Annotated in this window: 31 protein-coding genes and 1 pseudogene; 18 read left to right on the forward strand and 14 right to left on the reverse strand. The window is 63.7% G+C overall.

Annotated elements, in window-relative coordinates:
* On the forward strand, positions 1-324 hold a 324-nt coding region (locus F816_RS0102635; RefSeq protein ID WP_019593421.1), incomplete at its 5' end, for an IS110 family transposase.
* A gap of 121 nt (positions 325-445) precedes the next feature.
* Here F816_RS0102635 and F816_RS0102640 read toward each other — a convergent pair.
* Genes F816_RS0102640 through F816_RS0102650 form a run of 3 tightly spaced genes read right to left on the reverse strand, consistent with a single transcriptional unit; the run spans position 446 to position 2,848 of the window.
* The gene (locus F816_RS0102640) at positions 446-1,780 is read right to left on the reverse strand and encodes a HAMP domain-containing sensor histidine kinase (RefSeq protein WP_019593422.1); all 1,335 of its coding nucleotides are present in this window, start codon (positions 1,778-1,780) and stop codon (positions 446-448) included.
* A 25-nt stretch (positions 1,781-1,805) separates the two neighbouring features.
* A complete protein-coding gene (locus tag F816_RS0102645) occupies positions 1,806-2,522 on the reverse strand; it encodes a response regulator transcription factor (RefSeq protein WP_019593423.1) in 717 nt (238 codons plus the stop codon).
* Positions 2,519-2,848 carry a PepSY domain-containing protein gene (locus tag F816_RS0102650; RefSeq protein ID WP_018938253.1) on the reverse strand — a complete coding sequence of 110 codons (330 nt, stop codon included), beginning with the start codon at positions 2,846-2,848 and terminating at the stop codon, positions 2,519-2,521. The genes F816_RS0102645 and F816_RS0102650 overlap by 4 nt, the downstream gene beginning before the upstream one ends.
* Before the next feature lie 95 nt (positions 2,849-2,943).
* Here F816_RS0102650 and F816_RS0102655 point away from each other — a divergent pair, with 95 nt between their 5' ends.
* Complete coding sequence (locus F816_RS0102655; protein WP_019593424.1) at positions 2,944-3,255, forward strand: DUF2288 family protein; 312 nt, start codon at positions 2,944-2,946, stop codon at positions 3,253-3,255.
* On the forward strand, positions 3,256-3,648 hold the full coding sequence (locus F816_RS0102660) for a DUF3775 domain-containing protein (protein WP_019593425.1): 393 nt from the start codon (positions 3,256-3,258) through the stop codon (positions 3,646-3,648).
* Positions 3,649-3,664: 16 nt separating this feature from the next.
* On the opposite strand, the gene F816_RS0102665 is transcribed toward F816_RS0102660, so the two are convergent.
* Positions 3,665-3,973, reverse strand: coding sequence for a PilZ domain-containing protein (locus F816_RS0102665; RefSeq protein ID WP_081622658.1), 309 nt, complete (start codon positions 3,971-3,973; stop codon positions 3,665-3,667).
* A gap of 224 nt (positions 3,974-4,197) precedes the next feature.
* Between F816_RS0102665 and F816_RS0102670 the strand changes: the two genes are divergently transcribed.
* Together F816_RS0102670 and F816_RS0102675 are read left to right on the forward strand one after the other, a co-directional pair.
* Positions 4,198-4,509 carry a c-type cytochrome gene (locus tag F816_RS0102670; RefSeq protein ID WP_019593427.1) on the forward strand — a complete coding sequence of 104 codons (312 nt, stop codon included), beginning with the start codon at positions 4,198-4,200 and terminating at the stop codon, positions 4,507-4,509.
* A 17-nt stretch (positions 4,510-4,526) separates the two neighbouring features.
* Positions 4,527-5,822, forward strand: coding sequence for an FCSD flavin-binding domain-containing protein (locus tag F816_RS0102675; protein ID WP_019593428.1), 1,296 nt, complete (start codon positions 4,527-4,529; stop codon positions 5,820-5,822).
* Positions 5,823-6,116: 294 nt separating this feature from the next.
* On the opposite strand, the gene F816_RS0102680 is transcribed toward F816_RS0102675, so the two are convergent.
* Positions 6,117-6,317: a YdcH family protein gene (locus F816_RS0102680; RefSeq protein ID WP_018168326.1), complete on the reverse strand. Its 201-nt coding sequence runs from the start codon at positions 6,315-6,317 to the stop codon at positions 6,117-6,119.
* 140 nt (positions 6,318-6,457) lie between these two features.
* Here F816_RS0102680 and F816_RS0102685 point away from each other — a divergent pair, with 140 nt between their 5' ends.
* The gene (locus F816_RS0102685) at positions 6,458-7,228 is read left to right on the forward strand and encodes a S9 family peptidase (RefSeq protein ID WP_019593429.1); all 771 of its coding nucleotides are present in this window, start codon (positions 6,458-6,460) and stop codon (positions 7,226-7,228) included.
* A gap of 113 nt (positions 7,229-7,341) precedes the next feature.
* On the opposite strand, the gene F816_RS0102690 is transcribed toward F816_RS0102685, so the two are convergent.
* Positions 7,342-8,082 (reverse strand): ferredoxin--NADP reductase, encoded by a 741-nt coding sequence (locus F816_RS0102690; RefSeq protein ID WP_019593430.1) that lies wholly within the window; start codon positions 8,080-8,082, stop codon positions 7,342-7,344.
* 115 nt (positions 8,083-8,197) lie between these two features.
* Between F816_RS0102690 and F816_RS0102695 the strand changes: the two genes are divergently transcribed.
* Both F816_RS0102695 and F816_RS0102700 read left to right on the forward strand, forming a co-directional pair.
* Positions 8,198-8,779 carry a thioredoxin family protein gene (locus tag F816_RS0102695; protein WP_019593431.1) on the forward strand — a complete coding sequence of 194 codons (582 nt, stop codon included), beginning with the start codon at positions 8,198-8,200 and terminating at the stop codon, positions 8,777-8,779.
* 159 nt (positions 8,780-8,938) lie between these two features.
* Complete coding sequence (locus tag F816_RS0102700) at positions 8,939-9,469, forward strand: hypothetical protein (protein WP_018168330.1); 531 nt, start codon at positions 8,939-8,941, stop codon at positions 9,467-9,469.
* A 293-nt stretch (positions 9,470-9,762) separates the two neighbouring features.
* Here the strand turns inward: F816_RS0102700 and F816_RS0102705 are convergent, their stop codons facing one another.
* Complete coding sequence (locus F816_RS0102705) at positions 9,763-10,119, reverse strand: hypothetical protein (RefSeq protein ID WP_019593433.1); 357 nt, start codon at positions 10,117-10,119, stop codon at positions 9,763-9,765.
* Between the two features lie 98 nt (positions 10,120-10,217).
* On the opposite strand from F816_RS0102705, the gene F816_RS0102710 reads away from it, so the two are divergent.
* Positions 10,218-10,424 (forward strand): hypothetical protein, encoded by a 207-nt coding sequence (locus F816_RS0102710; protein WP_019593434.1) that lies wholly within the window; start codon positions 10,218-10,220, stop codon positions 10,422-10,424.
* A gap of 76 nt (positions 10,425-10,500) precedes the next feature.
* On the opposite strand, the gene F816_RS0102715 is transcribed toward F816_RS0102710, so the two are convergent.
* From F816_RS0102715 to nadA, 3 genes are read right to left on the reverse strand one after another with little or no spacing between them, the layout of a single operon-like run.
* Positions 10,501-10,842 carry a DUF86 domain-containing protein gene (locus tag F816_RS0102715; RefSeq protein WP_026333101.1) on the reverse strand — a complete coding sequence of 114 codons (342 nt, stop codon included), beginning with the start codon at positions 10,840-10,842 and terminating at the stop codon, positions 10,501-10,503.
* Positions 10,843-10,846: 4 nt separating this feature from the next.
* Positions 10,847-11,158, reverse strand: coding sequence for a nucleotidyltransferase family protein (locus tag F816_RS0102720; protein ID WP_018144604.1), 312 nt, complete (start codon positions 11,156-11,158; stop codon positions 10,847-10,849).
* Between the two features lie 43 nt (positions 11,159-11,201).
* Positions 11,202-12,284, reverse strand: coding sequence for a quinolinate synthase NadA (gene nadA, locus F816_RS0102725; protein WP_018144605.1), 1,083 nt, complete (start codon positions 12,282-12,284; stop codon positions 11,202-11,204).
* Between the two features lie 134 nt (positions 12,285-12,418).
* On the opposite strand from nadA, the gene F816_RS0102730 reads away from it, so the two are divergent.
* From F816_RS0102730 to F816_RS0102745, 4 genes are all read left to right on the forward strand, one after another.
* Positions 12,419-12,850 carry a hypothetical protein gene (locus F816_RS0102730; RefSeq protein ID WP_018168333.1) on the forward strand — a complete coding sequence of 144 codons (432 nt, stop codon included), beginning with the start codon at positions 12,419-12,421 and terminating at the stop codon, positions 12,848-12,850.
* On the forward strand, positions 12,847-13,386 hold the full coding sequence (locus F816_RS0102735; RefSeq protein WP_019593436.1) for a protein disulfide oxidoreductase: 540 nt from the start codon (positions 12,847-12,849) through the stop codon (positions 13,384-13,386). The genes F816_RS0102730 and F816_RS0102735 overlap by 4 nt, the downstream gene beginning before the upstream one ends.
* Before the next feature lie 225 nt (positions 13,387-13,611).
* Entirely contained in the window at positions 13,612-13,863 is a 252-nt protein-coding gene (locus F816_RS0102740) for a type II toxin-antitoxin system Phd/YefM family antitoxin (protein WP_019593437.1), read from the forward strand.
* Positions 13,860-14,090 (forward strand): Txe/YoeB family addiction module toxin, encoded by a 231-nt coding sequence (locus F816_RS0102745; protein ID WP_019593438.1) that lies wholly within the window; start codon positions 13,860-13,862, stop codon positions 14,088-14,090. Before F816_RS0102740 ends, F816_RS0102745 begins: the two co-directional genes overlap by 4 nt.
* Before the next feature lie 34 nt (positions 14,091-14,124).
* On the opposite strand, the gene F816_RS0102750 is transcribed toward F816_RS0102745, so the two are convergent.
* The 3 genes and pseudogenes from F816_RS0102750 to F816_RS0102755 form a co-directional block, all read right to left on the reverse strand.
* On the reverse strand, positions 14,125-14,424 hold the full coding sequence (locus F816_RS0102750; RefSeq protein ID WP_019593439.1) for a HigA family addiction module antitoxin: 300 nt from the start codon (positions 14,422-14,424) through the stop codon (positions 14,125-14,127).
* Between the two features lie 24 nt (positions 14,425-14,448).
* Positions 14,449-14,529, reverse strand: a pseudogene (locus tag F816_RS15115) (plasmid maintenance system killer protein); the annotation flags it as partial.
* Between the two features lie 131 nt (positions 14,530-14,660).
* Positions 14,661-15,527, reverse strand: coding sequence for an SUMF1/EgtB/PvdO family nonheme iron enzyme (locus tag F816_RS0102755; protein WP_019593440.1), 867 nt, complete (start codon positions 15,525-15,527; stop codon positions 14,661-14,663).
* A gap of 283 nt (positions 15,528-15,810) precedes the next feature.
* On the opposite strand from F816_RS0102755, the gene F816_RS0102760 reads away from it, so the two are divergent.
* A complete protein-coding gene (locus F816_RS0102760; RefSeq protein WP_019593441.1) occupies positions 15,811-16,344 on the forward strand; it encodes a GspH/FimT family pseudopilin in 534 nt (177 codons plus the stop codon).
* 45 nt (positions 16,345-16,389) lie between these two features.
* Here F816_RS0102760 and F816_RS0102765 read toward each other — a convergent pair whose 3' ends face one another.
* A complete protein-coding gene (locus F816_RS0102765; RefSeq protein ID WP_019593442.1) occupies positions 16,390-16,803 on the reverse strand; it encodes a type IV pilin protein in 414 nt (137 codons plus the stop codon).
* Between the two features lie 190 nt (positions 16,804-16,993).
* On the opposite strand from F816_RS0102765, the gene F816_RS0102770 reads away from it, so the two are divergent.
* The 4 genes from F816_RS0102770 to F816_RS0102785 are packed head-to-tail and all read left to right on the forward strand — an operon-like array spanning position 16,994 to position 21,304.
* Positions 16,994-17,542 (forward strand): GspH/FimT family pseudopilin, encoded by a 549-nt coding sequence (locus tag F816_RS0102770; protein ID WP_019593443.1) that lies wholly within the window; start codon positions 16,994-16,996, stop codon positions 17,540-17,542.
* Positions 17,536-18,405: a prepilin-type N-terminal cleavage/methylation domain-containing protein gene (locus F816_RS0102775; protein WP_019593444.1), complete on the forward strand. Its 870-nt coding sequence runs from the start codon at positions 17,536-17,538 to the stop codon at positions 18,403-18,405. Before F816_RS0102770 ends, F816_RS0102775 begins: the two co-directional genes overlap by 7 nt.
* Entirely contained in the window at positions 18,405-19,607 is a 1,203-nt protein-coding gene (locus F816_RS0102780; RefSeq protein ID WP_019593445.1) for a PilX N-terminal domain-containing pilus assembly protein, read from the forward strand. The genes F816_RS0102775 and F816_RS0102780 overlap by 1 nt, the downstream gene beginning before the upstream one ends.
* A gap of 44 nt (positions 19,608-19,651) precedes the next feature.
* Positions 19,652-21,304, forward strand: coding sequence for a hypothetical protein (locus F816_RS0102785; RefSeq protein WP_019593446.1), 1,653 nt, complete (start codon positions 19,652-19,654; stop codon positions 21,302-21,304).
* The last annotated feature ends 234 nt before the right edge of the window (positions 21,305-21,538 follow it).

The following is a 21,538-nucleotide window of genomic DNA, read 5'->3' on the forward strand; positions in this document are numbered from 1 at the left end:
CGCACGTTCACGAGCGCCCGGCAGGCGGCGGCGTTCCATGGGCTGGTACCGGTCCATCAGGAGTCCGGGACCTCGATCCAGCGGCCCCCGCGACTGGCGAAGGCCGGCTCGGGCCGGCTGCGCAAGACGCTCTACATGGCGGCTGTGGTGGCCACCCGCTACAACCCGGACGTGCGGCACCAGTATCACCGCCTCCTGAGGCGGGGCAAGGCCAAGATGGCGGCGATCGGGGCGGCCATGCGCAAGCTCCTGCACATCGCCTTCGGCGTGCTCAAGTCGCAAACCCCGTATCAACCCCGTAATGACATGCCTTGCAACTCATAGATCAAGACGGTATCTACAAAGCTCCGCAGGCACCCTGCGGGTGGACATCGTCGACCGCAGGATGCGTTGAGCACCGCGAAACGCATCATCGACTAGCCCCCGACTCTCCCCCGCACTGACATCAGGACGCGGAAAAAACCATGCGGATGCGCGCGCCGTGGAGCTCCGGGGCCTGCTCAATGAACAGCGTCCCGCCGTGATCAGTCACCAGGGTGTGGATGATGCTGAGACCGAGCCCCTGACCCTCACCACGGCCGTCATCCTGGCCGCCGCGGGTATCGGCGCGCTGCCCGCGTTCCAGCACCCGGGCACGATCGGCCGGCGGGATGCCGGGGCCGTCATCGTCGATAATCAGCATCACCTCGCCCGGCTGACAACGGGTGGTAATGCGTACCCGCGTGGTCGCATGGCGGATGGCATTGTCCAGGGTGTTGCCAAGGAGCTCGAAGATGGCCCCGCTGTCCATGCGCAGGACGCAGCCCGCAGCCAGATCGGTCTCCAGCGCCACCCCTTCGTGGGCCGCGAGCCGTCCCAGTGCCTGGCCCGTACGTTCGATGATCGGCCCCAGTGGCTCGGCGGCCTGGAACGGGGCCGGCCCGAGCCGCTGGGCCTGGTTGAGCTGATGCTGGACGATGCCCTGCAGCCGGTCGACCTGGCGCTGCATGTCGTCATGATCCGGTCGCGCGCTCTCGAGGTTCAGGCGCAGGGCGGAGATCGGGGTCTTCAGGCTGTGAGCCAGGTCCGCGAGGGCATTTTGCTGGCGCGCCAGGCGGGCGCGTTCGAACTCGACCAGGTCGTTGATGCTGCCCGTCAGGGCGCGAACCTCGGTGGGATAATCGCCAGCCAGATGCGCATGGTCGCCGTGGCGCAGGGCATCGAGGTCACGCCGGACCTGGCGCAGCGGGCGCAAGCCCCAGAACCACAACGCCAGCGAGAGGACCAGGATCATGGAAAGGGTCATGGTCATCAGCCCCTGCCAGAGGCTGGTGCGGTACTGCTCGACCTGTTCGCTGAAGGCCTCACGATCCTCCAGCATCTGGAAGGTCAGGCCGACCTGACCGCCGTCCAGTTCCCACTGCACCGGCAGGCTGAAACTGAAGTACTCGTCTTCCGTCCAGCCGCGCAGGGAGACGCCGACCGCCGACGGCGAGCGCCACAGGGTCTGGCCCTCCTCGCCCAGGATGCGCGCGTAGAGCCCGCTGACTGGCAACTGCAAACGGCTCTCGGGGAGCATCTCGGGGACGCGCACATCGGCCGGGCCGACCACTTCGGCCAGCCCCATCAGCAGCAGGACTTGCGCCTCGAGGCGGGTTTCTACCGCATCCGCCGCATTGTCACGGAAGGCGGCCTCCAGCACCCAGGCGGTCAGCAACGAGAAGATCAGCACGGTGATCGCCGTGACCCCCGCCAAGCGCAGGACCAGACTCCCACGCAGCTTGCGCAGGGCCGCTGTCATGCGGACCGGGCGGCCTCGCGGCAGGTCATCGAGGGCTGTCCGACTCGTTTTCCGGCGCGGCGTCGGGTTCACGGGCGAAGCGATAGCCACGTCCGCGCAGGGTCTCGATCAAGCCCAGGCTGCCGTCGCCATCCAGCTTGCGCCGCAGGCGCCCGATCAGGACCTCGATCACGTTGCTCTCGCGGTCCTCGTCGTGATCGTAGAGGTAGTCCGCCAGCGCATCCTTGCTGAGCACCCGGCCCGGCTGGCGCACCAATGTCATCAGCAGGCGGTATTCGAAGGTGGTCAGGGTGACCGGCTCACCATTCAGCCAGACCTCGTCGCCGGCGGTGTCGATCACCAGTGGCCCGAACGCCAACCGCTCCTGGCCCGACTGCAGGCTGCGGCGTGCCAGGGCGCGCAGCCGCGCCAGCAATTCCTCGATGTGGAACGGCTTGGCGAGGTAGTCGTCAGCCCCGGCCTCCAGGCCCTCGACCTTGTCCTGCCAGCGGTCGCGCGCGGTCAGGATCAGGATCGGCAGGCGCGGCTTGGACTCGCGCGCCTTGCGGATCACGTCCAGTCCGTCCATGCCGGGGAGCCCGAGGTCGACCACCGCGATATCGCAATGGTACTCGGTCAGCAGGTAAAGCCCGGTCTCGCCGTCCGAGGCGGTATCCACGCGGCAGCCACTGCGGTCCAACTCCTCGCCAATCTGGTTGCGCAGCGCGACGTCGTCTTCAATCAGTACCACGCGCAGGTTCATTCCGGGAGCTCCACTTCAGTGCCTTCCTCGATCCGGAGGGTACGCACTTGTTGATCGTTGGTCAGGATACGGATGATGAACAGACGCGCCCCGAACTGGCTCACATCCTCGCGCGCGTGGAGCACCCGGCCGGGGTAGTGCGCCTCGATCTGGGCAACGGCCTCGTCGAGGTCCCAGACGGCGGCCTCGGGGTCATCCGTGTTGAACTGGCCTTGCGCCGGAAGCGCCACGAACAGCAGCGTCGCCAGCACCAGTGCGTGGCCCGCGCGGGGCCGCGTCAGGTCCCGCCCGCGGTGTCCGGGCTGGAGATCCGGCGTGGGTCGCATATCGGTGCATTCTCCGGACGCGTGCGTGGGCAGATGTTGAAGATACAAGGGTATCGGCCTAGCCTGAACGATATCTGAAACCGACTGGAACCGTCATGCACGAGGCCTCTGCCGAACAACCCGAAGTCCCACTGGAAGAACAGGCCGGCCCGCTGCCGTGGAAAGACCTGATGCCGCATTTCGCGCGCGGCGTGGTGATCCGCGTGGCACCGGAGCTGGATCTGATCGAGGTCGCCCGCGCCATCCGCGACGATGCGACCCACCAGGTCAGCGAATGGCTGGCCAACGACCAGGTCGCGCGGGCCTCGGATGACGATGCCCGCCGCTGGGCCGCGAACGACCCGATCTTCACCGCGATCGTGGCCGCCCCCTGGGTCCTGGCCCAGGAACGGACGCCGGCCCACTAGATGGCCATCTCCCTCGGCGTCACCGGCGAGACGATGGAGCGGTTAATCCAGGCCGCACGGGAATTCCATGCCAAAGAGGATGTGGTCTTCCCGGATACCGGAAGCGAGGGTAGTGACGACGACTGGGCGATGCAGATCCTGGCTGATCACGCCAGCGACCTGACCCTGCAGGAGCTGGAAGGCACGCTGCGCGACCTGGGTCCGGACCAACAGGCGGAGCTGCAGGCCCTCAGCACCCTGGGGCGCGGGGATTACACGGCAGCAGACTGGGAGAGCGCCCTGCAGGACGCGCAGGATGACTGGAGCCCGGACACCGTGAACTGGCTGCTGACCAACCCGCTGATCGCCGACGAATGGGCCGCGGGACTGGAACAGATCGAGCGCGAGGTGTAACGCCCGCTCCCGGTGGCTATTCCAGCTCTTCGGGGTCAAAGCGCACCGCAATACCCCCATCCATCACCCGCACCACCTGGGCCTTGACCCGCGGCGCCTCGCCGCCGTCCCCCAGCATGCCGAATACCTGCAGCATCAGTTCGTCGTCCGAGGCGAGCTTCATCAGGTGCCCCACGCAGGCATTCTCCGGGTCTTCCCACTCAAGGAAGGCCCCCCCGCCGGAGATATCGTTCGTGGTCAGGGTGACCGTATCCCCGCTCTCGCACTCGGCCACGACCTCGACCGTCATCGGGATCCTTGGATGACGACGTCGTTCTCCTGTCATGGCACTCCTCCTGGCGGCATATGCCTTTGCAATGCATCGAAAAGGCGTTTTTTCTGTGCTATACGAGGTTCATGATCGTTGGTTTTCGCGATCAGGCGCAACTACCGGGCTCGAACCCGGTGGCGCAACCACAACCCGGATCTTCACACCGGGCCAAAGGATGAAGGCAGTACGTCATAGCTGTCGCTCGCAAAAAGCCACTTCTAACGGAGGAGTCCGTTCCAATGAAGAAATCGCATTTGTATCTGGCGGGGCTTGTCGCCTCGCTGGCGATGGCGGGCACTGCCACCCAGGCCCTCGCCGACGACGAAATCACCCGGGGCCAGCTGATGGCCGCGTCCTGCAAGGCCTGCCACAACGCCGCCGCTGCAGGCGACGGCGTACCGGAACTGAACCGCATTCCCGCTGAAGTCATCGAGAGCCAAATGAAGGCATTCCGCGACGGTGACCGCGACGCGACGATCATGGATCGTCACGCCAAGGGCTACACCGACGAGGAAATCGAATCGATGGCCGGCTACTTCAGCCGCTTCTGATCAGGGGGAAACGAATCATGCATGACTTTAATCGACGCAATTTCCTGAAGGTCGCGGGCATCAGCAGCGCCGCGGCCCTCACCGGTATCGGCTGTGCCGCCAATGGCATGCGCGGGGCCGAAAAGGCCCACATCGTGGTCGTCGGCGGCGGCTCCGGCGGCGCGACCACCGCGAAATACATCAAGCAATTCTCGCCCGACATGCGTGTAACGCTGATCGAGCCCAACGCCACCTACTACACCTGCTACGGCAGTAACTGGGTGATCGGCGGCTTCGCCGGCATGGACGACATCGCCCAGGGCTACGACACCCTGCGCGATGAATACGGCATCGAGATCATCGAGGACCGCGTCACCGCGGTGGACGCCGATGCGCGCAGCGTGCGCCTGAGCGGAGGCGACCGCGTGAGCTACGACAAGCTCGTGATGTCACCGGGCATCGACTTCCGCTACGACGACATGCCGGGCATCTCCGAGTCCGATGCCGAGCGCATCCCGCATGCCTGGAAGGCCGGTTCGCAGACCGAACTGCTGCGCTCCCAGCTGCAGGACATGCCGAACGGCGGCGTATTCGTCATGGTCGCCCCGCCCAACCCGTTCCGCTGCCCGCCGGGGCCGTACGAACGGGTATCCCTGGTCGCGAACTACTTCAAGCAGGAGAAGCCGCGTTCCAAGATCATCATCCTCGACCCGAAGGATGGCTTCTCCAAGCAAGGCCTGTTCGAGGAGGGCTGGGCCGAGCATTATGGCGACATGATCGAGTGGCGTGCCGGCTCATCGGGCGGGCGCGCCGAGGAGATCGACGTCTCCAACATGACGGTACTGGCCGACAGCGGTTTCGAACGCGTCCGCGCCGACGTGCTGAACTTCATCCCGGCCCAGCGCGCCGGTCAGATCGCTCATGACGTGGGCCTGACCAACGACGAGGGCTGGGTACCGGTGGACCAGCTGACCTTCAAGTCGGAGATGGACGACAACATCTACGTCCTGGGGGATGCCAGCGTGGCGGGCGCCATGCCGAAATCCGGCCACTCGGCCAACAACCAGGGCAAGATCGTCGCTGCCGCCATCGTCCGCGAACTGGCGGGTCAGGAGCCGATCAACCCCTCCTCGGCCAACACCTGCTACAGCCTGGTGACCCCCGACTACGCGGTCAGCGTGGCCGCGGTCTACCAGTACAAGGATGGTGCGCAGGCCGGGGTCGACGGCGCCGGTGGCGTCAGTCCCTCCGGTGCCAGCACCAGCTTCCGGCGTCGCGAGGCGCAGTACACCCGCGCCTGGTACAACGGCATCACCAGCGACATCTGGGGCTAAACCCCGGCGTTCCACTATGGAACACACCCAAACGGCGCCTCCGGGCGCCGTTTTTTGTTGGCCACCACGAAGTACACGAAGAAGGGCGATTTGCACCACAGATGTCAGCGATGAAACCGGAGATAACATACAAGAAGGGTAGGATGCCGATGAGCACCGCGAATCGCATCGGTTCCGCGGAACTGCCGCCCCCTGATGCATCTCGCAACGCTCAACGCATCCTACTCGCCTGATAACCGCCTGATCCCGGCCCTTCTCCGTGCCTTCGCACGCTTCGTGGTGAATACACCCGCGTCAGGCGTTGAGGTCGGGGATCAGACGGCTGCGCAGGCGCTGGATAGAGTCCTTCAACTGCAGCTTGCGCTTCTTCAGGCGCTGAATGGCGAAGATGTCCGGTGCGGCCTGCTCGTGCATCACGCCGATCGCGGAATCCAGAGCCCGGTGCTCGGCCTCCAGCTCAGCCAGGCGTGCGCGAATCTGACTCTCGGTTTCCAAGCCGTCCCCCAGTGGTCCCGTGAAGTGGTGGCCGTATACCGGGAGACACCCCGCGTGGCCATTCGGATCATCAAACCCGTATGATCGCAGACCGTCCCCGATGGGACCATAGCGAATACCCTTCATCCGGAGCCCCCCCGATGGCGACCCACAACACGCCGCTGACCATTCAGACCCCCCGCGGCGTCCGCCTCGGCGGCGTGATCGTTGCGCCCGAGCCCGATGCCCTCCGCGGCCAGGCCTGCATTGCCCACTGTTTCGCCTGCTCCAAGGACTTCCCCGCCACGGTGCGCCTGGCGCGCGCCCTGGCCGCGGAAGGCATCGCCACCCTGCGCTTCGACTTCATGGGGCTGGGCGACTCCGAAGGGGAGTTTCGCGACAGCACGCTTGCAACCTACTGCGAGGATCTGCACTCCGCCATCGAGGCGCTGGAGACCTACACAGGGCGGCATACCAACCTGCTGATCGGCCATAGCTTCGGCGGCGCCATGGCGATCTATGTGGGGGCGCAGCGCGAGTCGCTGGACGGCATCGTGACCATCGCCGCCCCCAGCCGCCCCGGCCATGTCGCCCACCTGTTCGGCGATACCGCGGAGGAGATTCGGCGCGAGGGTTCGGCCCGCATCAGCATCGGCGGGCGCCCGGTGGAAATCGGCCACGCCTTTATCGAGTCGATCAAGGAGCCGACCCTGGATGCCGCACTGGAGACCCTGGAGCAGCCACTTCTGCTGCTGCATGCACCGGGCGACACCGTGGTCAGCGTCGACCACGCGCGCAAGATTTTCCAGCAGGCCCATCACCCGAAGAGCTTCGTCGCCCTGCACCAGACCGACCACCTGCTCTCGCGCCCGGAACACACCCGCTATGTCGCCGGCCTGATCCGCGCCTGGTCAGCCAATCTGCTCGACTAGACCCGGAACGGCAGGAGCTCCCCCGTAGGAGCCTGCTTGCAGGCGAACGCCCCTGCCCATATCGAGCGTTGGCAGGGGCTTCGCGTGCAAGCACGCTCCTACATATCCGGGGCCTACCAGTAGTTCTCGGTCGTGATCTGCCCCGGCTTGCGTCGGCGGTTCTTCTCCAGGCCGCGCTCGCGCAGGATCGCGGCGGTATCCTTCACCATGTCCGGGTTGCCGCACAGCATGACCTGGGAGTGCTCCGGCGTGATCTTCAAGCCCGCGTGATACTCCAGGCGGCCCTCGGCAATCGCGGCCGGTACGCGGCCCTCGAGCCCACCCGGGAACGGCTCGCGGCTGACAAACGGGATGTACTGGAACCGCTTCGCATCACGTTCCTGGAACTGCCGGATCGTGTCCTGGTAGGTCAGTTCTTCGGCCTTGCGCGCCGCGTGGATCAGGCGGATGTTCTCGAAGCGTTCCCAGGGGATATCGGTCTTCAGCATGGACAGGAACGGCCCCAGCGCAGTGCCCGTGGAAAGCAGCCACAGGTCGCGGCTGTCCGGTAGCTCATCCAGGGTGAAGAAGCCGGTCGCCCGCGGCATCAGCTCCACCGTGTCGCCCGGCCCCAGTTGCGCCAGACGATTGGACAGCGGTCCATCCGGAACGGTGATCAGATAGAAGTCCAGCGGCGTTTCGCCCGGCGCGTTCACGTAGGAGTACGGCCGCGCCACCGGCTCGCCGTCGATCTCCAGACGCAGGCGGTTGAACTGCCCGGCCTTGAACCGCTCGACCTCGGCATCCACCCGCAGCGAGAACAGTCGATCCGTCCACTGCTTGCGCTCCTGTACGACACCGGTCACCCAGCCCATATTCCTTACTCCATTACTCGGGTATTATCTCGAAGAGTGCTGGCGGGGCCGGAAGGTTTCAAGCCCCCCCGGCCAACGCCGTATAATTGTCGCAAATCCGAACACTGGAGCAGTCATGGCCCGCACCCCCTCGCAGATGATCGAACTCGGCACCGAGGCACCCCGCTTTTCCCTTCCGGACGTCGTCTCCGGCGAGACCATCAGCCTCGACAGCTTCCCCGAAGCGAAAGGCTACATCATCGCCTTTATCTGCAATCACTGCCCGTTCGTGCAGCTCATCCGTCACGAATTCGCCCGCTACGGCCGCGAATATTCGAACAAGGGCATCGCGGTCATCGCGATCAACTCCAACGACATCCAGGCCGTACCGGACGACGCGCCGGACAAAATGAAGGACGATGCCCGCCGCTTCGGCTACAACTTCCCCTACTGCCTGGACGAGGACCAGTCCGTCGCCAAGGCCTATCACGCCGCCTGCACGCCGGACTTCTACCTGTTCGACGCCGAACGCAAGCTCTACTATCGTGGCCAGTTCGACGAGACCCGCCCGGGATCCGACGTCCCGGTGACCGGACGTGACCTGCGCGCCGCCAGCGACGCACTCCTGGCCGGCAAGCCGGCGCCCGAGCCCCAGCACCCGAGCCTCGGCTGCAACATCAAGTGGCGCCCGGGAAACGAGCCCGACTACTTCAGCTGAACCGGGCACTCCTGTTCAAACAAGCCTTTGTGGGAACCGCCCTATGGGAGCGACCCTGCCCGCGCCCGATCCTGGCCGGGGCATTCGCCCGCGGGCCATCCCCAACAAGCCCCTCGCCGCGCCGTATACTGACCCCATCTATTTTCCGGGGAGCGCCGCATGCCGCCCAATAACGTAATCGACGGCCCGCGAGTCTCAACATGGCGCTGCCCCTCCTGCCAGGAGTCGGTCCCGCGCCTGCTTCCGAACGGCAAAACCAACCGCATCCCGGTCGCCCCGGAACGCATGGCACTGCCAGACGGAACTGTGCGTCAAGCCTGTGCGCGCGTGCAGGGCCTGCGTGCACCGGAAATCTGCTATGCCTGTGACCAAGCCTATCAGGAGCTGCTGGGCACACTGGTGCGCCCCCCCGCCGAGCTCGGCGATGCCCGCGGCGACCCCGGGCTGAACGACACCGGCCTCATCGGCGCCTTGCTGCCCATCGCCGACCAGGGTACGCAGATCCTCATCTTCAACGTGATCAACGAGGAACTGCGTTGCACCGAGATCGAGCGCCTGATCAGCTTCAACCCCGACCGCCTCACCTACCCCGGCTCGCGCGGCGCCATCGCCCCGCGTATCTGGGCGCTCTACGAAGACCACCTGGCCCAACTCCACGCCCGCGCACCCGTCCCCTACCACCCCGAGTAGAAGCACCTCAGCCCCCGGTGGAGCCTCCCCACGACGGATTGATGGGTACGTCATCGCGAGGCGCGCCGTGGCGACCTCCGCGGACAGCCCGAACGCCACCCCCTCACCCGCGAGCATCGGGGTTTCGGATGGATATTGCCACGGCCCCTCAGAGGCCTCGCAATGACGGAGGATATCGTCCTCCCGGCCGAAGCGAAGCGTAGAGCCGGGATCTCGCCGGAATGGGGACAGGATCAGGAGATCCCGGATAACCGCTACCCGGTTTCCGGGATGATGAACGTGGAGAGGATGCGTCAGGCGTCGTCTTCGGCGTCCACACGCGCGAGCATGCGCATCCCCCCAACCATGCAACGCAGCGCCTCCAGGGTCTGCAGGTCGAACGCCGCCCCGGTCTCGCCCGGCAGCGTCCAGTACTTCGGGCGGCAGGTGGCCGGGCGTTCGGCGGGCATCGCGCGGGCGGCCGCCGCGTCGACCGCCACGAGCAGGTCGGCCCACGCCAGATCCTGTGCCGTGACCCCGCCCATGGCACGCGCCGGGCGCACCTCGATCCAGTCCTCGAACGCGTCCGCGGCCGCCAGCTCGGCCACGCGTGCAGCACGCCCGTCGGCACGCTCGGCCGCCACCAACAGGCGCGCCCGCCGCTTAAACATCTCCGATACCCCGCAAGCCCATTTGTCCAGCCACCGAGGTCAACGCCAAGCTATATTCAGAGACACGAATTACCCACCCCATATGGAGAACGGACACCATGGCCCACCTCGACTGGTCGCATTATCCGGTGAATGAACTGAAGCTCGTCTACAGCACGTTGCACACGCAACTGACGCTGGAGCCCGAGCTGATGGATTCCGAACTGATGGCCGACCTGCAGACCCACCTGCAGCAGGAAGCAAAGGCTGCCGGCGTGGACGCCTCCACCCACTCGCAATGGGCCGCATGGCTTAACGACCGATAGAAACCTATGGAACACATGCCCCACGCAGCTAGCGGCGGACGTCGAAGCCCGACAGGCGGCCGAAAAACCCTAGCCCCTACAACTCCTGGCGCATCTTCTCGAGACCGCTGACCAAATCTGGAAGGTGCTCGTCCACCAAACTCCAGATCGTGTCGCTGTCGATACCCAGATAGGCGTGGATCAACCGATTGCGGGTAGCAACGATCATGCGCCAGGGAATATCCGGATGGGCCTCCCGGACCTCGGAGGGCACATGACTAGCAGCCTCGCCGATCAGCTCGAGGTTACGGAGTACGGCGTCGAAGACGAGCTCATTCTGTATGAACATGTCGCGATCAAGACCATCCGTATAGGCCATCGCCTTGCGAGCGAACCGAACCATGTCATCCAGATAAAAACGCCACTCGCGCCCGGCCATGGACTCAGACACGGATCGCCTCGCGCTCGACGAACGGACGAAGCTCGGCGCGCAGAGCTTTTTCCGAGACCAGGTCCACCGGATAACCCAGAAGATCCTCGAGGTAAAACTGGACACCGAAATACTGTTGTGCAGAGGCCGGGCCGTCGTAACCCACCAGGATATCGACGTCACTCTGCTCTCCGGCCTCGTCGCGGGCCAGCGAGCCAAACAGCGCCAGGCCGCACACGCCGAATTCGCGCTCGAGATACGCGCGGTGATCTCTGAGCGCCTTCAAGACTGCGGTACGGTCCAGCCTGCGAGACATTTGGCCCATTACATCGTCCTGTTAATGCCCGTCGGTCATCCCGGCAAAGTGCTCAGGCGTCGCCTTCGGTGGCCTTGCGATGTTCGGCGGCGAAATCGAGCATGCGCTGGGTGGCGACCAGGGCCTTCTGGCGCGCGGTCTCGTCGACGAAGATCTCGTTCTTCGCCGGCTCGTTGGTGTCTTCCAGCGTCTCGGCCAGCGAGACCAGATCGTTCATCGCCATCCACGGGCAGTGCGCGCAACTGGTGCAGGTGGCGCTGTGGCCACCAGTGGGCGCCTCGATCAGCTTCTTGTCCGGTGCGGCCTGCTGCATCTTGTAGAAGATGCCCTTGTCCGTCGCCACGATGAATTCCTGTTCCGGGCGGTCCTTCACGGCCGCGATCAGCTGGCTGGTGGACCCCACCACATCCGCCTGGTGGATCACCTCGCGCGGGGATTCCGGGTGGACCAGCACGGCGGCGCCGGGATGGCGCCCGCGCAGATCTTCCAGCGCCCAGGACCGGAACTCGTCGTGCACCACGCAGGAGCCGTCCCAAAGCACCATATCGGCGCCGGTGGTGCGGCGGATGTAATCGCCCAGGTGCTTGTCCGGGGCCCAAAGCACCTTCTTGCCCTGATCGCGCAAGTGCTCGACCAACGGCACGGCGATGCTGGACGTGACGACGTAATCGGCCTGCGCCTTCACGTCCACCGAGGTATTCGAATACACGACGACCGTGTGATCCGGATACTGCGCGCGGAACTTCGCGAATTCGTCCGCCGGACAGCCGAGATCCAGCGAACACTCCGCCTCCAGCGTCGGCATCAGCACGCGCTTTTCCGGGCTCAGGATCTTGGCGGTCTCGCCCATGAAGCGCACGCCGGCCACCACCAGCGTCTCGGCCGGGTGCTCCTTGCCGAAGCGCGCCATCTCCAGGGAGTCGGACACACAGCCTCCCGTCTCGTCCGCCAGGCGCTGCAGGGATTCGTCCACGTAGTAATGCGCAACCAGCACCGCGTTGCGCTCGATCAGCAAGCGCTTGATGCGGCGCACCAGCTCGTCGCGCTGGGTGTCGGTCAACGCGTGCAGCGAGGCCGTCACATGGTCCGTGCGCGGCACGTGGAAGATCGGTTTTTCGGCCACCGGTGCGTTCATCTGCCCTCTCACCCCAGGATCCGGGGTAGATCATCGTCTTCTAATAGTACGACAGGCCCCCGGCCGCTGTCGTTCCTGCACATTGTGGGGTCGTATCCGCGCATCCCAACCGGCCCGCCTATAATGTTGCGGCCATGACCGAGCTGAAGCAGCAATACAAGGCGATGACGTTCGAGGAACGCATGGACCTGGCCCTGTCCGCAGACCTCGAGGACCAGTGGCGCCCGCTACTGGTACGCGACCAGCACGCCCAGGTGAAGGCGTATTTCTCGCGGCGCATGGACCTGACGCCGGAAGAGGTCGTCCTCCTACTGGCCGACCCGAACCAGACCGTGCGCCTCAACTGCGCCAAGCGCCCGGACCTGACCCCGGACCAGGTGGAGGCTTGCGTAAACGACCGCGACCCCAACCTGCGCTACTTCGTCGCGCGCAATCCGCTGTTAACCGAGGCCCAGAGGGAACGCCTGATGAAAGACGAGGACGAACTGGTACGCATCGCCGTGCGCAAGGGCCCGAAGACCCGCGGCACCCGCGCACGCCCTGGACAAGCCGAGATGATCCGTTGACCGAGACCCCGCCAGAAAAGCCGAAACGCCCCAAGCCCTCGCGGCGACGCCGCGCGCTCAGCTGGGGCATCCAGATCGGGCTCGCGCTGGTGATCTTCCTGGCGGTGCGCGCCTGGATGGCGCGCGACATGGTCGAGGGCCCGGCGCCGCAGTTCGAGGCCCATCTTCTGGATGGAACGCCCGTTTCGCTCGCGGACTACGCGGACGAACCCATGCTGCTGCACTTCTGGGCCACCTGGTGCCCCATCTGCCGCCTGGAGGAAGGCGAGATCGTGCGCCTGTCGCAAAGCCACCCGGTGCTGACCGTGGCCATGCAATCCGGCGTGGAGGAAGAGGTCCTCGATCACCTGAACGAGCGCGAGCGCGAACTCGCCGTGATCAACGACCCGGACGGCGCCCTGGCCGCTCGCTACAACGTGCGCGGCGTGCCGGCCAGCTTCATCATCAACCCCGACGGCGAGATCGTCTTCCGCAAACAGGGCTACGCCCCACCGCTCGAACTCCGCCTGCGCCTCTGGCTCGCCCGCTGGCTGTAGCGGCACCGCCCGACACGGTGCAGTTCGCTTCGCTCAGTGCACCCTACGTCTAGCAAGCCCCGAGTAGGATGCCGTTAAGCGCAGCGAAACGCATCACCCCCGCCTTCCCCGGCCCGTACCCCCCACTACGCCACGATCACCGGACCAACCGGCTTGCGGGCTACCCGCCCCTTTATATGTACATCATCCTGTGCATGTACGCGCTCAGCCTCCCAGAGGTACCCCATGGACGCCATTAGCTACACCGCGGCCCGGAGCAATCTGGCCAAGACGATGGAAAAGGTCTGCGAGGATCACTCCACGATCATCATCACCCGCAACAAGGCGCCCTCCGTGGTCATGATGTCACTGGAAGACTACGAAGCCCCGCAGGAAACGGCCTACCTGCTTCGGGCGCCAGAGAATGCTCGACGCCTGCTGGCATCGGTCGCCGAACTGGAAAAGGGAGGGGGCAAGGAGCGGAGCCTGGAGGAGTGAGGCTGCTCTTTGCTGAACTTGCCTGGGAGGACTACCTCTACTGGCAACGACACGACAAGAAAACCCTTCGCCGCGTGAACGAGCTAAGCAAGGCCATCCAGCGCGACCCGTTCACGGACATCGGGAAACCCGAACCCCTCCAGCACAACCTTCCCGGCTACTGGTCCCGCCGGGTCGATAGCGAACACCGCATCCTGCTGATTGCGCAGCTCCGCTACCACTACTGACCGGAACCATCGGCCGCGACAGCACCCCGCAGCATCACGCGGCGCGGGGTTCGATCTCACTGCGAACGCGGTCCGCGAGTTCAATCTGGGCGCGCCGCAGTTCGTATTCAACCTGCAGGTTAAGCCAGAAACGTTCAGTTGTGCCGAAATAGCGTGCCAGCCTCATGGCCGTGTCGGCGGAGACGCCGCGGCGCTCACGCACAATGTCATTCATCCGCGTCGTCGGTACATGCAATGCCCCGGCAAGCGCGTTCACACTCAGCCCCAGCGGAACAAGAAACTCCTCACGCAGGATTTCGCCTGGATGGATGGGCCGCATACCGTTTGTATTCATGCTCGAACCTCCTTCGAGAACCCTTCAGTGGTAATCGACGATCTCCACGTCCTCGGCACCCTCGTCCGTCCACCGGAAACAGATGCGCCACTGGACGTTGATGCGTTTCGCTTCGCTCAGTGCACCCTACGTCCAACCATCCCCGCGTAGGATGCTGTTGAGCGAAGCGAAACGCATCACGCCCACAACAGCCCGCCCAGCGTTTCACCCTGCACCGCGACCCCGCCCGGTACGTCTCAAGCGTCCAGCTCGCGCAGGACGCGGAAGCCCAGGTTGGTGTCCATCTCGTCGATGTTGCGACGTCGGCGGGCGGCACTGCGGGTGTTCACGGCCGGATCGAACCAAGAGCCACCCTTGGTCACCACCCACTCGTTGTCCGAGTCAGCGCGGTAAACGCCGTCGCGAGGACAGTTCGCGTGGCTGTCGCGCCAGGGGGTCGCGGTGAATTCCTGCACGTTACCGTGCATGTCGTACAGCCCCCACAGGTTGGGCTGAAAGCTGCCGACATCCAATGGGCGCGACAACGGGAAACACGCCGGGATATACCACCTGCGCCGCTGGCGGCGCTCCTCGTACGGAAACAGCGAATTGAAGTGCACGTCGCGGCACCCCACCACCTCGCCAAAGGCGAACGGCGTGCGCGTGCCTGCCCGACAGGCGTATTCCCACTCCGCCTCGGTCGGCAGGCGATAGCGCTTGCCCGTCTCCTCGCTCAGCCAGTCGAGATACTGATGGATGCTGTCCGGCTTGATGTTGAAGATCGGCATGCGCGGAGTACTGGGCCACACCAGCCACTCCCAGGGTTCCCAGCCGGTCGCGGCCTGGAAGGCCTCCCACTCCTCGCGCGTGACTTGATAGCGCCCCAGCGCAAAGGGTCGCTCCAGCGCCACGTAGCGCCGCGGTGCCTCGTGCGGCTGATGGCCGTACTCCGAGGCATCCGAACCCATCTCGAACTCGCCCGCCGGGATCACCTGCAGCTCCGGCGTCAGTGCGCCGGAACGCGCCTCGTCACGAAAGCCAACCGACACGCCTGCCTGGCGCGCCGCCTGCTGTTGCAGATCCAGCAGATCCGCCTGATCCATCCGCTGCACGTCCTTCACCATGAGCCTGCTCACCTCCAGCACCTTCAATTTCCCCGTACCTGCCACGCCACGTCATTCCGAAGACATCGCGACACCGCCCCGTCATTGCGAGCGCAAGCGAAGCACTCTCCTGTCGCATCCGCGGCATCCAGCCAGAACTACCGCCCGCATGCCTGCCCGGACCTCTGACTTGTAGGCAACCTGTCGCCAGCAACGTTCCAGCACCACCCGACCTGGCCCGTGGCCTCGACCGCCGCGCTCGTCTATGCTCTCGCATGCACGCGATCTCAGGGAGGAGACGACGATGCAGACTTGCAAAGGAATCACGGCCATCGAGCTGATGGTCGCGTTGGGTGTGCTCGCCATCCTGGCGATGCTCGCCGCCCCTAGCTTCGGCCAGATGCTCGAGCGTCAACGCGTCATCGGCGCCACCAACAGCCTGCTCAACGCCATGCATCTAGCGCGCAGCGAAGCGATCAAACGCAACGAGCGGGTCACCCTTTGTCCGTCCAGCGACGGTGAGACCTGCCGCGAAGACGGCGACTGGGCATATGGCTGGATCTGGTTTGCCGACCCGGAACACTCGGGCGAGCGCTCTGGTGGGGACCCTCTCATCGGCTACGAGAATCTAGGGCTACAGGACTTGCTCTCTATAAAGGGGAACACCCCGGTCCGGGACTACGTGTCCTACGTAGCCCGGGGAACAACCCGGCGCACGAGCGGCGCATTGCAGATGGGCAGCTTTATGGTTTGCGACAACAGTCACGAAGGCCGACGCGTCATCGTCAGCAGCATCGGGCGGCCGCGGAGCGAGCCATCGAAGACCTGTCCTGGTTAGCGTTGTCCTCAGCCCACAAAAAACGTTCGGCCACGAACCTACGCATCACCAGCAATCATCGCCACCCGGGGCTCCATCCCGCGCCGCGCTCCCTCCGGTAACCACGAGCGTAATGCTCTGACAATTGGAGTCATTCGCCTGGCGCCCCTGGGCGGTGGCGGTCGCGGTAAAGCTCGACCCCGACTCGTTGGATATCGCCAGCTGGTAATGCCCATCGTCCGATTCGGCGGTCAGCCCCAGGTCCGAAAGGTCTCCGGTGTAGGCCGGATTGTTTGCCCGCCAGCGCTCCTGCTCCAACTGGATGCGCAGCAGGGCGTCATGTGCATCGGCGCGCTGCGACTTCAGGATATAGTTCTGGTACGACGGATATGCGATTGCCGCCAGGATGGCCACGACCGCGACCACGATCATCAGCTCGATCAGGGTGAATCCCAGCGCCTTCGTGTTTGCTGCCTTCATCGCTCCATCCCCTCGGACACTTCCGTTTTCGTCAAATCTGATTCCACCACAATCGCCCAGCGGTAAGCCCCACCAATATCGCGAGTGGAAGCATTCGCACCACGAGCGGTAGCCAGACGACATGCCCAAGATACCCCAAACCGTATAATGGGAGTCGAGACCTCCCTTCCTCCTGCCCCGGGGACCGCGCATGGCCGCACCGCTAAAACCCTTCGGCTTCACCCTGATCGAACTGATGATCACCATTGCCGTGCTAGTGATCCTCGTCACGCTGGCCGCTCCGGCCTTCAACCTGGCCGAGCAGCGCCGCGTGATCGGCGCCGCCGAGAGCGCCCTTGATCAGATCCAGACCGCCCGCAGCGAGGCCATCAAGCAAGGGCGCGACATCTGGTTCGTCAGCCAAACCGACGATGACGAATGGTGCCTTGGCATCTCCCAAACTCCCGGCTGTAACTGTTTCGAACCAGCCGGCGCTGGCGATGCATGCGAGATCACGATGGCAGGCCAAGAGGACCCTACCCTGCGAACTACCACCTCCAGTAACTACCGGAATATCACCATGGCTGGGGATCAGGAATTAAGGTTCGACCATGTCCGAAGCACAGCTTCAGGTACACGTAACACCCTCGAATTCACCTCGTCACCAAACAACTTCCTAATGGAAGTTCGGATCAATCCGATTGGGAGGCCAAGTGCCTGCGGAACGAGTCGCGCAATGGGAGCGTATCCGGCATGCTGACCACCCAACGCTGCCCACGCCGCACCCCGAAAACGCAGCGCTATTCGGGCTTCACTTTGGTCGAGTTAATGATCGGGATCCTGGTCGGAACCATCGTCGTAGCCGGAGTCATTGCTCTCTACATCACCGTCATACGCGGAAGCGCCTTCGTTGTCACAGAAGCCCGCGTGACACAGGACACCCGTATTTCGATGGACCTAATGGCCAGTGACATCCGACGAGCCGGCTACTCACACCCGAGCCGTATCGATGTTTCCGAAGAAACCGGAATGCCGGAAAACCCCTTTATGGTCGAAGACCGCAGCATTGCCATCCACGACCATGATGGTGGTGACGGCAACTGCATCTTGGTGAGCTACGACCCCACCTTTCAGTACGCCCCAGAGGACGCCTCCCTCGAGTTCGACCTCTCGGACCTTGCTGGATCCAGCCAATTCGTCTTCGGCTACCGTCTAAATGCAGAAGGCGTCATTCAAATCCTCGCGTCATCCGATCTAACCAGCACCGAAAGTTGCGAAGCAGGTCGATGGGAAGCGCTAACCGACCCCGCAACCATACGTGTCGATTCGCTCACCTTCAGCACTGAAGGTTCAACATGCCTCAACACATCACTGGACCTTAGTAGTGCCAGCGGCAACACAGAAGACGACGCGTTCTGGGAGGCGGGGGGCGGGAGTCGCACCTTCTGCGAGGGGGCGTACAACGGAGCGCTCGAAGACGATCAAGACAATGTGCTGATCGAAAGTCGACAAGTGCGAGTCATCCTCGATGCTGTCGACCGATCCAGCGCCAGCACGCGGGTAACCTTTGACGAGAGCATAAGGGTCCGCAATAACCGAATCTTTTCGGTGGAGGCCCCTTAATGCGCCACGCTCCCTTCAGCTCGCTCCCGACAAAACAACGTGGACTCGCAACCCTGTTGATCGCATTGATCATCATGGTCGCCGTCACCGTAACCGTTTTATTCACGGCGCAGACTAGCATCCTTGAAGAGCGCATGGCGGCCAATGAAACCCGCATGAAACAGACCACCAATGCGGCTCAGGCAGGGCTTGAGCGGGCGGTTGCATTTGCCCAGGATGGCGAGGAAAACGTCGGCCAGGTGTTTGAGCACAACTACTCACTAGACCGGCCGGTTTTTTACCGTTCCGCATTCATAAGCCCCGACGCGGTAGATGAGATACCCATCTGCCCCGATTCGCCTGACGACTTTCAAGGCATAGCGGCCGCCCTCGGCCAACCTGAGAGCTTGCGGAATGCGGGTATCTGGTCTTGTGGCTGGAGTGACGACCAAAGCGCACGTCGAGGCGTGACCACGACCATCCTCGGCGCCCCCTCTCTGGCGGACCCACCCACCAACCCGCTCACAACACGGGGGGGTGTAAACACCAATGGCCGGGCCCGCGTATTCAATGCCTACAACAATTTGACCATCTGGTCCGGCCAAGATCTGGATGTCACGGGGAATCCGGGCAATACGTTTATCCGCAACCAAGATCACCCGCCGCTCAGCCAGAACGACCCGCTCCCCGACGAGCCCGCCCAGTGTGGGGTTGGAACCGTGTATGTATGTACCACGGATGCGAATATGCGCGGACCCGATGTGATCACCGGCGATCTTCAGCTCAGTTCACTTTCGGACGACGACTTTTTCCGAAATTTTATGGGGCAGGATCCCAATAGCTATCGGGACAACGTAGTCACGGAACTCGACCCAGACAGCATCGACGGGATGACCAACGAGGTCATCTGGATGACGGGCGATGCGGACCTTAACGGCACCGTGGGCGAGCGTGACAACCCGGTAGTACTTGTCGTGGAAGGAAACGCCCAACTCAGTGGCAACTTTGAGTTGCATGGGGTTCTGTACGTCCGTGGCAACCTGAGCGCGAACGGTACACCAGCCGTCTATGGGGCCTCCGTCATCCAGGGGGACACCACCGATGCAGGTGGCACACCGTACTTTGTCTTCGACCCCGTCGCTGCGTCAGGAGCGGGAGAATTGGGCGCACGAGGGGCCATCTCTGGCGCTTGGCGAGATTGGGCTCACTGGGTCAACGAATAATGAATACTCGAGTAAATTATCCGAGCGCCGCAGGAGATCGGACCATGCGCAACCATCCCAGATTCCGCCTCTGCGGCATATCGTTGATCGAAGCCCTTATCGCAATCGTAGTGGTGTCCGTCGGGCTATTGGCAATCGCACGCCTCCACGGCGACCTGCTTTCAAATGCCGGCGACTCTAAAGCGCGCGCGGAGGCAATGCAGATTGCGGAAACGGAAGTCGAGAATCTACGCAACGCCTCGACCCTTACGGATCTGAATCGGCGGCTGGACAACGTCCGGACCGAGGCAGAGGGGCGTAATGCCAACTACACACTCGAATGGACCAACCTGCCGAACACGTCCGATTTCGGATTTTTTGAGCCCGTGGTACGTGTCGCCTGGACCGATCGACGGGGCGAGGAACAGGCCGTCGTAATCAGTACAGCAATCGCCTGGAGTAATCCTCGATTCAGCGTCGCCGCAGCTCGAGCCGGCTCGCAGAGTGGAAACTTCCTCAACGCACCGACAGGCCGCGCACGGATGGGCGGTGGCGACCTGCTCGAGGGTTCCGACGTCACGACCACGACCAATGTCGTCGAGGGCACAACCATCGAAGATGGCACAGAGACTCGGCAGCGTGATGGCGAAGTCCAGCTCGTACGTGGTGGCGAAGTCATCATGACAATGGATACCACCAACCCCGGGGAGTTATTCAGCACTATTAGCGGCCGGGTGTATTACGGAGGAACAATCAGCCTGAACCCTGTCGTAACCCGGGTGCTGTCGTCCGATGCCGGCTTCTGCACTCGCCGTGGTCAAGAGGCGCTAGGTAGCCCACTTGAGCCCTTCACAGATAACGCTTCGGGGTACTCGTACTTTTATTACCAATGCTATGTCGGTGAGGCTTGGTACGGAAACGTGGGTATCGTTCGCCAGGAGAACGCAAATCCAAACGATCGCTCCTGCGTCGGTGACCATACAGCGGAGGCGACCAGCGCATGGGACAGCCGCGAGCCCCGCGCCAGCTCGAACCGTTTCTATCGGTCGTTCATCGAAACCTCGGCTGGCATTCGAGCGATCGGCATCGGGATCACCCCCGCTGAAGGCGATAGCCAGAACCCCACATACGTTGCCCAGAATCTGACGGGCCACGATTTCAAGCTTACCCGGTTCCGTAGTGGCAATAATCGTCCACGCAACTGCTACGAGGCCCTTGAGGATGGGGAAGGCGCATTCGAAGGTAACGCGGGCCGACATGTTTGCCTTTACGAAGGCGGCATCGGCTGCGGCACCGACGATGGAGATGCGCTACCTCAACCCGGCGACCAGGAAAGTACCCTGGTTGCCGGTGATGTCACTCAGATTGACGCTGGCCCCGGCAGCCGGCCCGTCCTGGGAGATCTGACCTTCGACAGCGTGTATGCCACCTGCGGCCCAAATGTCGAGTCCGTTGGGTCCGGTGTAAATTCGGTAGATTCGATCACGTCCTACGAGTGTGTAATTGATTGGGAAGGTTGGACCGGTGAGACCTGGTCCAGCGATATGATCCTGACCCTGGGCCCGGAGACCAAGTTATGCGACGTGGCAAACCCCGAACTTGGAGGCGGCACGGTGACGAAGGAGGGAGACAACATCCTATCCTTTGATCAAATAAGCCAAACCGAGGCACTGACGTTCGACTTCGCGGTCGCACACGAAGACGCCAACTGTCCGTAAGTCCCACGGATTAGCCCCACCCCATGCGACCTTCGGGCGGGGCACTCCAAGCGCGGCCTCCGGGGTCAGGTCTTGCCCTTTGCCCATCTGAGCCCGCCTTACCGACCGCAACTTAGCGGAGAGCGGGCATCGTCCAGACCACCTCAGCGTATTGCCAGTCCCGGGAAATCCCGGATAACCGCTTTGCGGTTTCCGGGATGACAGCGGACGGCAAGACACAAAAAAGCGCCCGGC

Source organism: Thioalkalivibrio sp. ALM2T (assembly GCF_000381505.1).
Lineage (GTDB): Bacteria > Pseudomonadota > Gammaproteobacteria > Ectothiorhodospirales > Ectothiorhodospiraceae > Thioalkalivibrio > Thioalkalivibrio versutus.

What these genes read in the sequence shown, in the direction of transcription:
- F816_RS0102640 (WP_019593422.1), bottom strand. Translation starts at nt 1,780, where the DNA reads ATGACAGCGGCCCTGCGCAAGCTGCGTGGGAGTCTGGTCCTGCGCTTG.
- F816_RS0102645 (WP_019593423.1), bottom strand. Translation starts at nt 2,522, where the DNA reads ATGAACCTGCGCGTGGTACTGATTGAAGACGACGTCGCGCTGCGCAAC.
- F816_RS0102650 (WP_018938253.1), bottom strand. Translation starts at nt 2,848, where the DNA reads ATGCGACCCACGCCGGATCTCCAGCCCGGACACCGCGGGCGGGACCTG.
- F816_RS0102655 (WP_019593424.1), top strand. Translation starts at nt 2,944, where the DNA reads ATGCACGAGGCCTCTGCCGAACAACCCGAAGTCCCACTGGAAGAACAG.
- F816_RS0102660 (WP_019593425.1), top strand. Translation starts at nt 3,256, where the DNA reads ATGGCCATCTCCCTCGGCGTCACCGGCGAGACGATGGAGCGGTTAATC.
- F816_RS0102665 (WP_081622658.1), bottom strand. Translation starts at nt 3,973, where the DNA reads ATGACAGGAGAACGACGTCGTCATCCAAGGATCCCGATGACGGTCGAG.
- F816_RS0102670 (WP_019593427.1), top strand. Translation starts at nt 4,198, where the DNA reads ATGAAGAAATCGCATTTGTATCTGGCGGGGCTTGTCGCCTCGCTGGCG.
- F816_RS0102675 (WP_019593428.1), top strand. Translation starts at nt 4,527, where the DNA reads ATGCATGACTTTAATCGACGCAATTTCCTGAAGGTCGCGGGCATCAGC.
- F816_RS0102685 (WP_019593429.1), top strand. Translation starts at nt 6,458, where the DNA reads ATGGCGACCCACAACACGCCGCTGACCATTCAGACCCCCCGCGGCGTC.
- F816_RS0102690 (WP_019593430.1), bottom strand. Translation starts at nt 8,082, where the DNA reads ATGGGCTGGGTGACCGGTGTCGTACAGGAGCGCAAGCAGTGGACGGAT.
- F816_RS0102695 (WP_019593431.1), top strand. Translation starts at nt 8,198, where the DNA reads ATGGCCCGCACCCCCTCGCAGATGATCGAACTCGGCACCGAGGCACCC.
- F816_RS0102700 (WP_018168330.1), top strand. Translation starts at nt 8,939, where the DNA reads ATGCCGCCCAATAACGTAATCGACGGCCCGCGAGTCTCAACATGGCGC.
- F816_RS0102705 (WP_019593433.1), bottom strand. Translation starts at nt 10,119, where the DNA reads ATGTTTAAGCGGCGGGCGCGCCTGTTGGTGGCGGCCGAGCGTGCCGAC.
- F816_RS0102710 (WP_019593434.1), top strand. Translation starts at nt 10,218, where the DNA reads ATGGCCCACCTCGACTGGTCGCATTATCCGGTGAATGAACTGAAGCTC.
- F816_RS0102715 (WP_026333101.1), bottom strand. Translation starts at nt 10,842, where the DNA reads ATGGCCGGGCGCGAGTGGCGTTTTTATCTGGATGACATGGTTCGGTTC.
- F816_RS0102720 (WP_018144604.1), bottom strand. Translation starts at nt 11,158, where the DNA reads ATGGGCCAAATGTCTCGCAGGCTGGACCGTACCGCAGTCTTGAAGGCG.
- nadA (WP_018144605.1), bottom strand. Translation starts at nt 12,284, where the DNA reads ATGAACGCACCGGTGGCCGAAAAACCGATCTTCCACGTGCCGCGCACG.
- F816_RS0102730 (WP_018168333.1), top strand. Translation starts at nt 12,419, where the DNA reads ATGACCGAGCTGAAGCAGCAATACAAGGCGATGACGTTCGAGGAACGC.
- F816_RS0102740 (WP_019593437.1), top strand. Translation starts at nt 13,612, where the DNA reads ATGGACGCCATTAGCTACACCGCGGCCCGGAGCAATCTGGCCAAGACG.
- F816_RS0102750 (WP_019593439.1), bottom strand. Translation starts at nt 14,424, where the DNA reads ATGAATACAAACGGTATGCGGCCCATCCATCCAGGCGAAATCCTGCGT.
- F816_RS0102755 (WP_019593440.1), bottom strand. Translation starts at nt 15,527, where the DNA reads ATGGTGAAGGACGTGCAGCGGATGGATCAGGCGGATCTGCTGGATCTG.
- F816_RS0102760 (WP_019593441.1), top strand. Translation starts at nt 15,811, where the DNA reads ATGCAGACTTGCAAAGGAATCACGGCCATCGAGCTGATGGTCGCGTTG.
- F816_RS0102765 (WP_019593442.1), bottom strand. Translation starts at nt 16,803, where the DNA reads ATGAAGGCAGCAAACACGAAGGCGCTGGGATTCACCCTGATCGAGCTG.
- F816_RS0102770 (WP_019593443.1), top strand. Translation starts at nt 16,994, where the DNA reads ATGGCCGCACCGCTAAAACCCTTCGGCTTCACCCTGATCGAACTGATG.
- F816_RS0102775 (WP_019593444.1), top strand. Translation starts at nt 17,536, where the DNA reads ATGCTGACCACCCAACGCTGCCCACGCCGCACCCCGAAAACGCAGCGC.
- F816_RS0102780 (WP_019593445.1), top strand. Translation starts at nt 18,405, where the DNA reads ATGCGCCACGCTCCCTTCAGCTCGCTCCCGACAAAACAACGTGGACTC.
- F816_RS0102785 (WP_019593446.1), top strand. Translation starts at nt 19,652, where the DNA reads ATGCGCAACCATCCCAGATTCCGCCTCTGCGGCATATCGTTGATCGAA.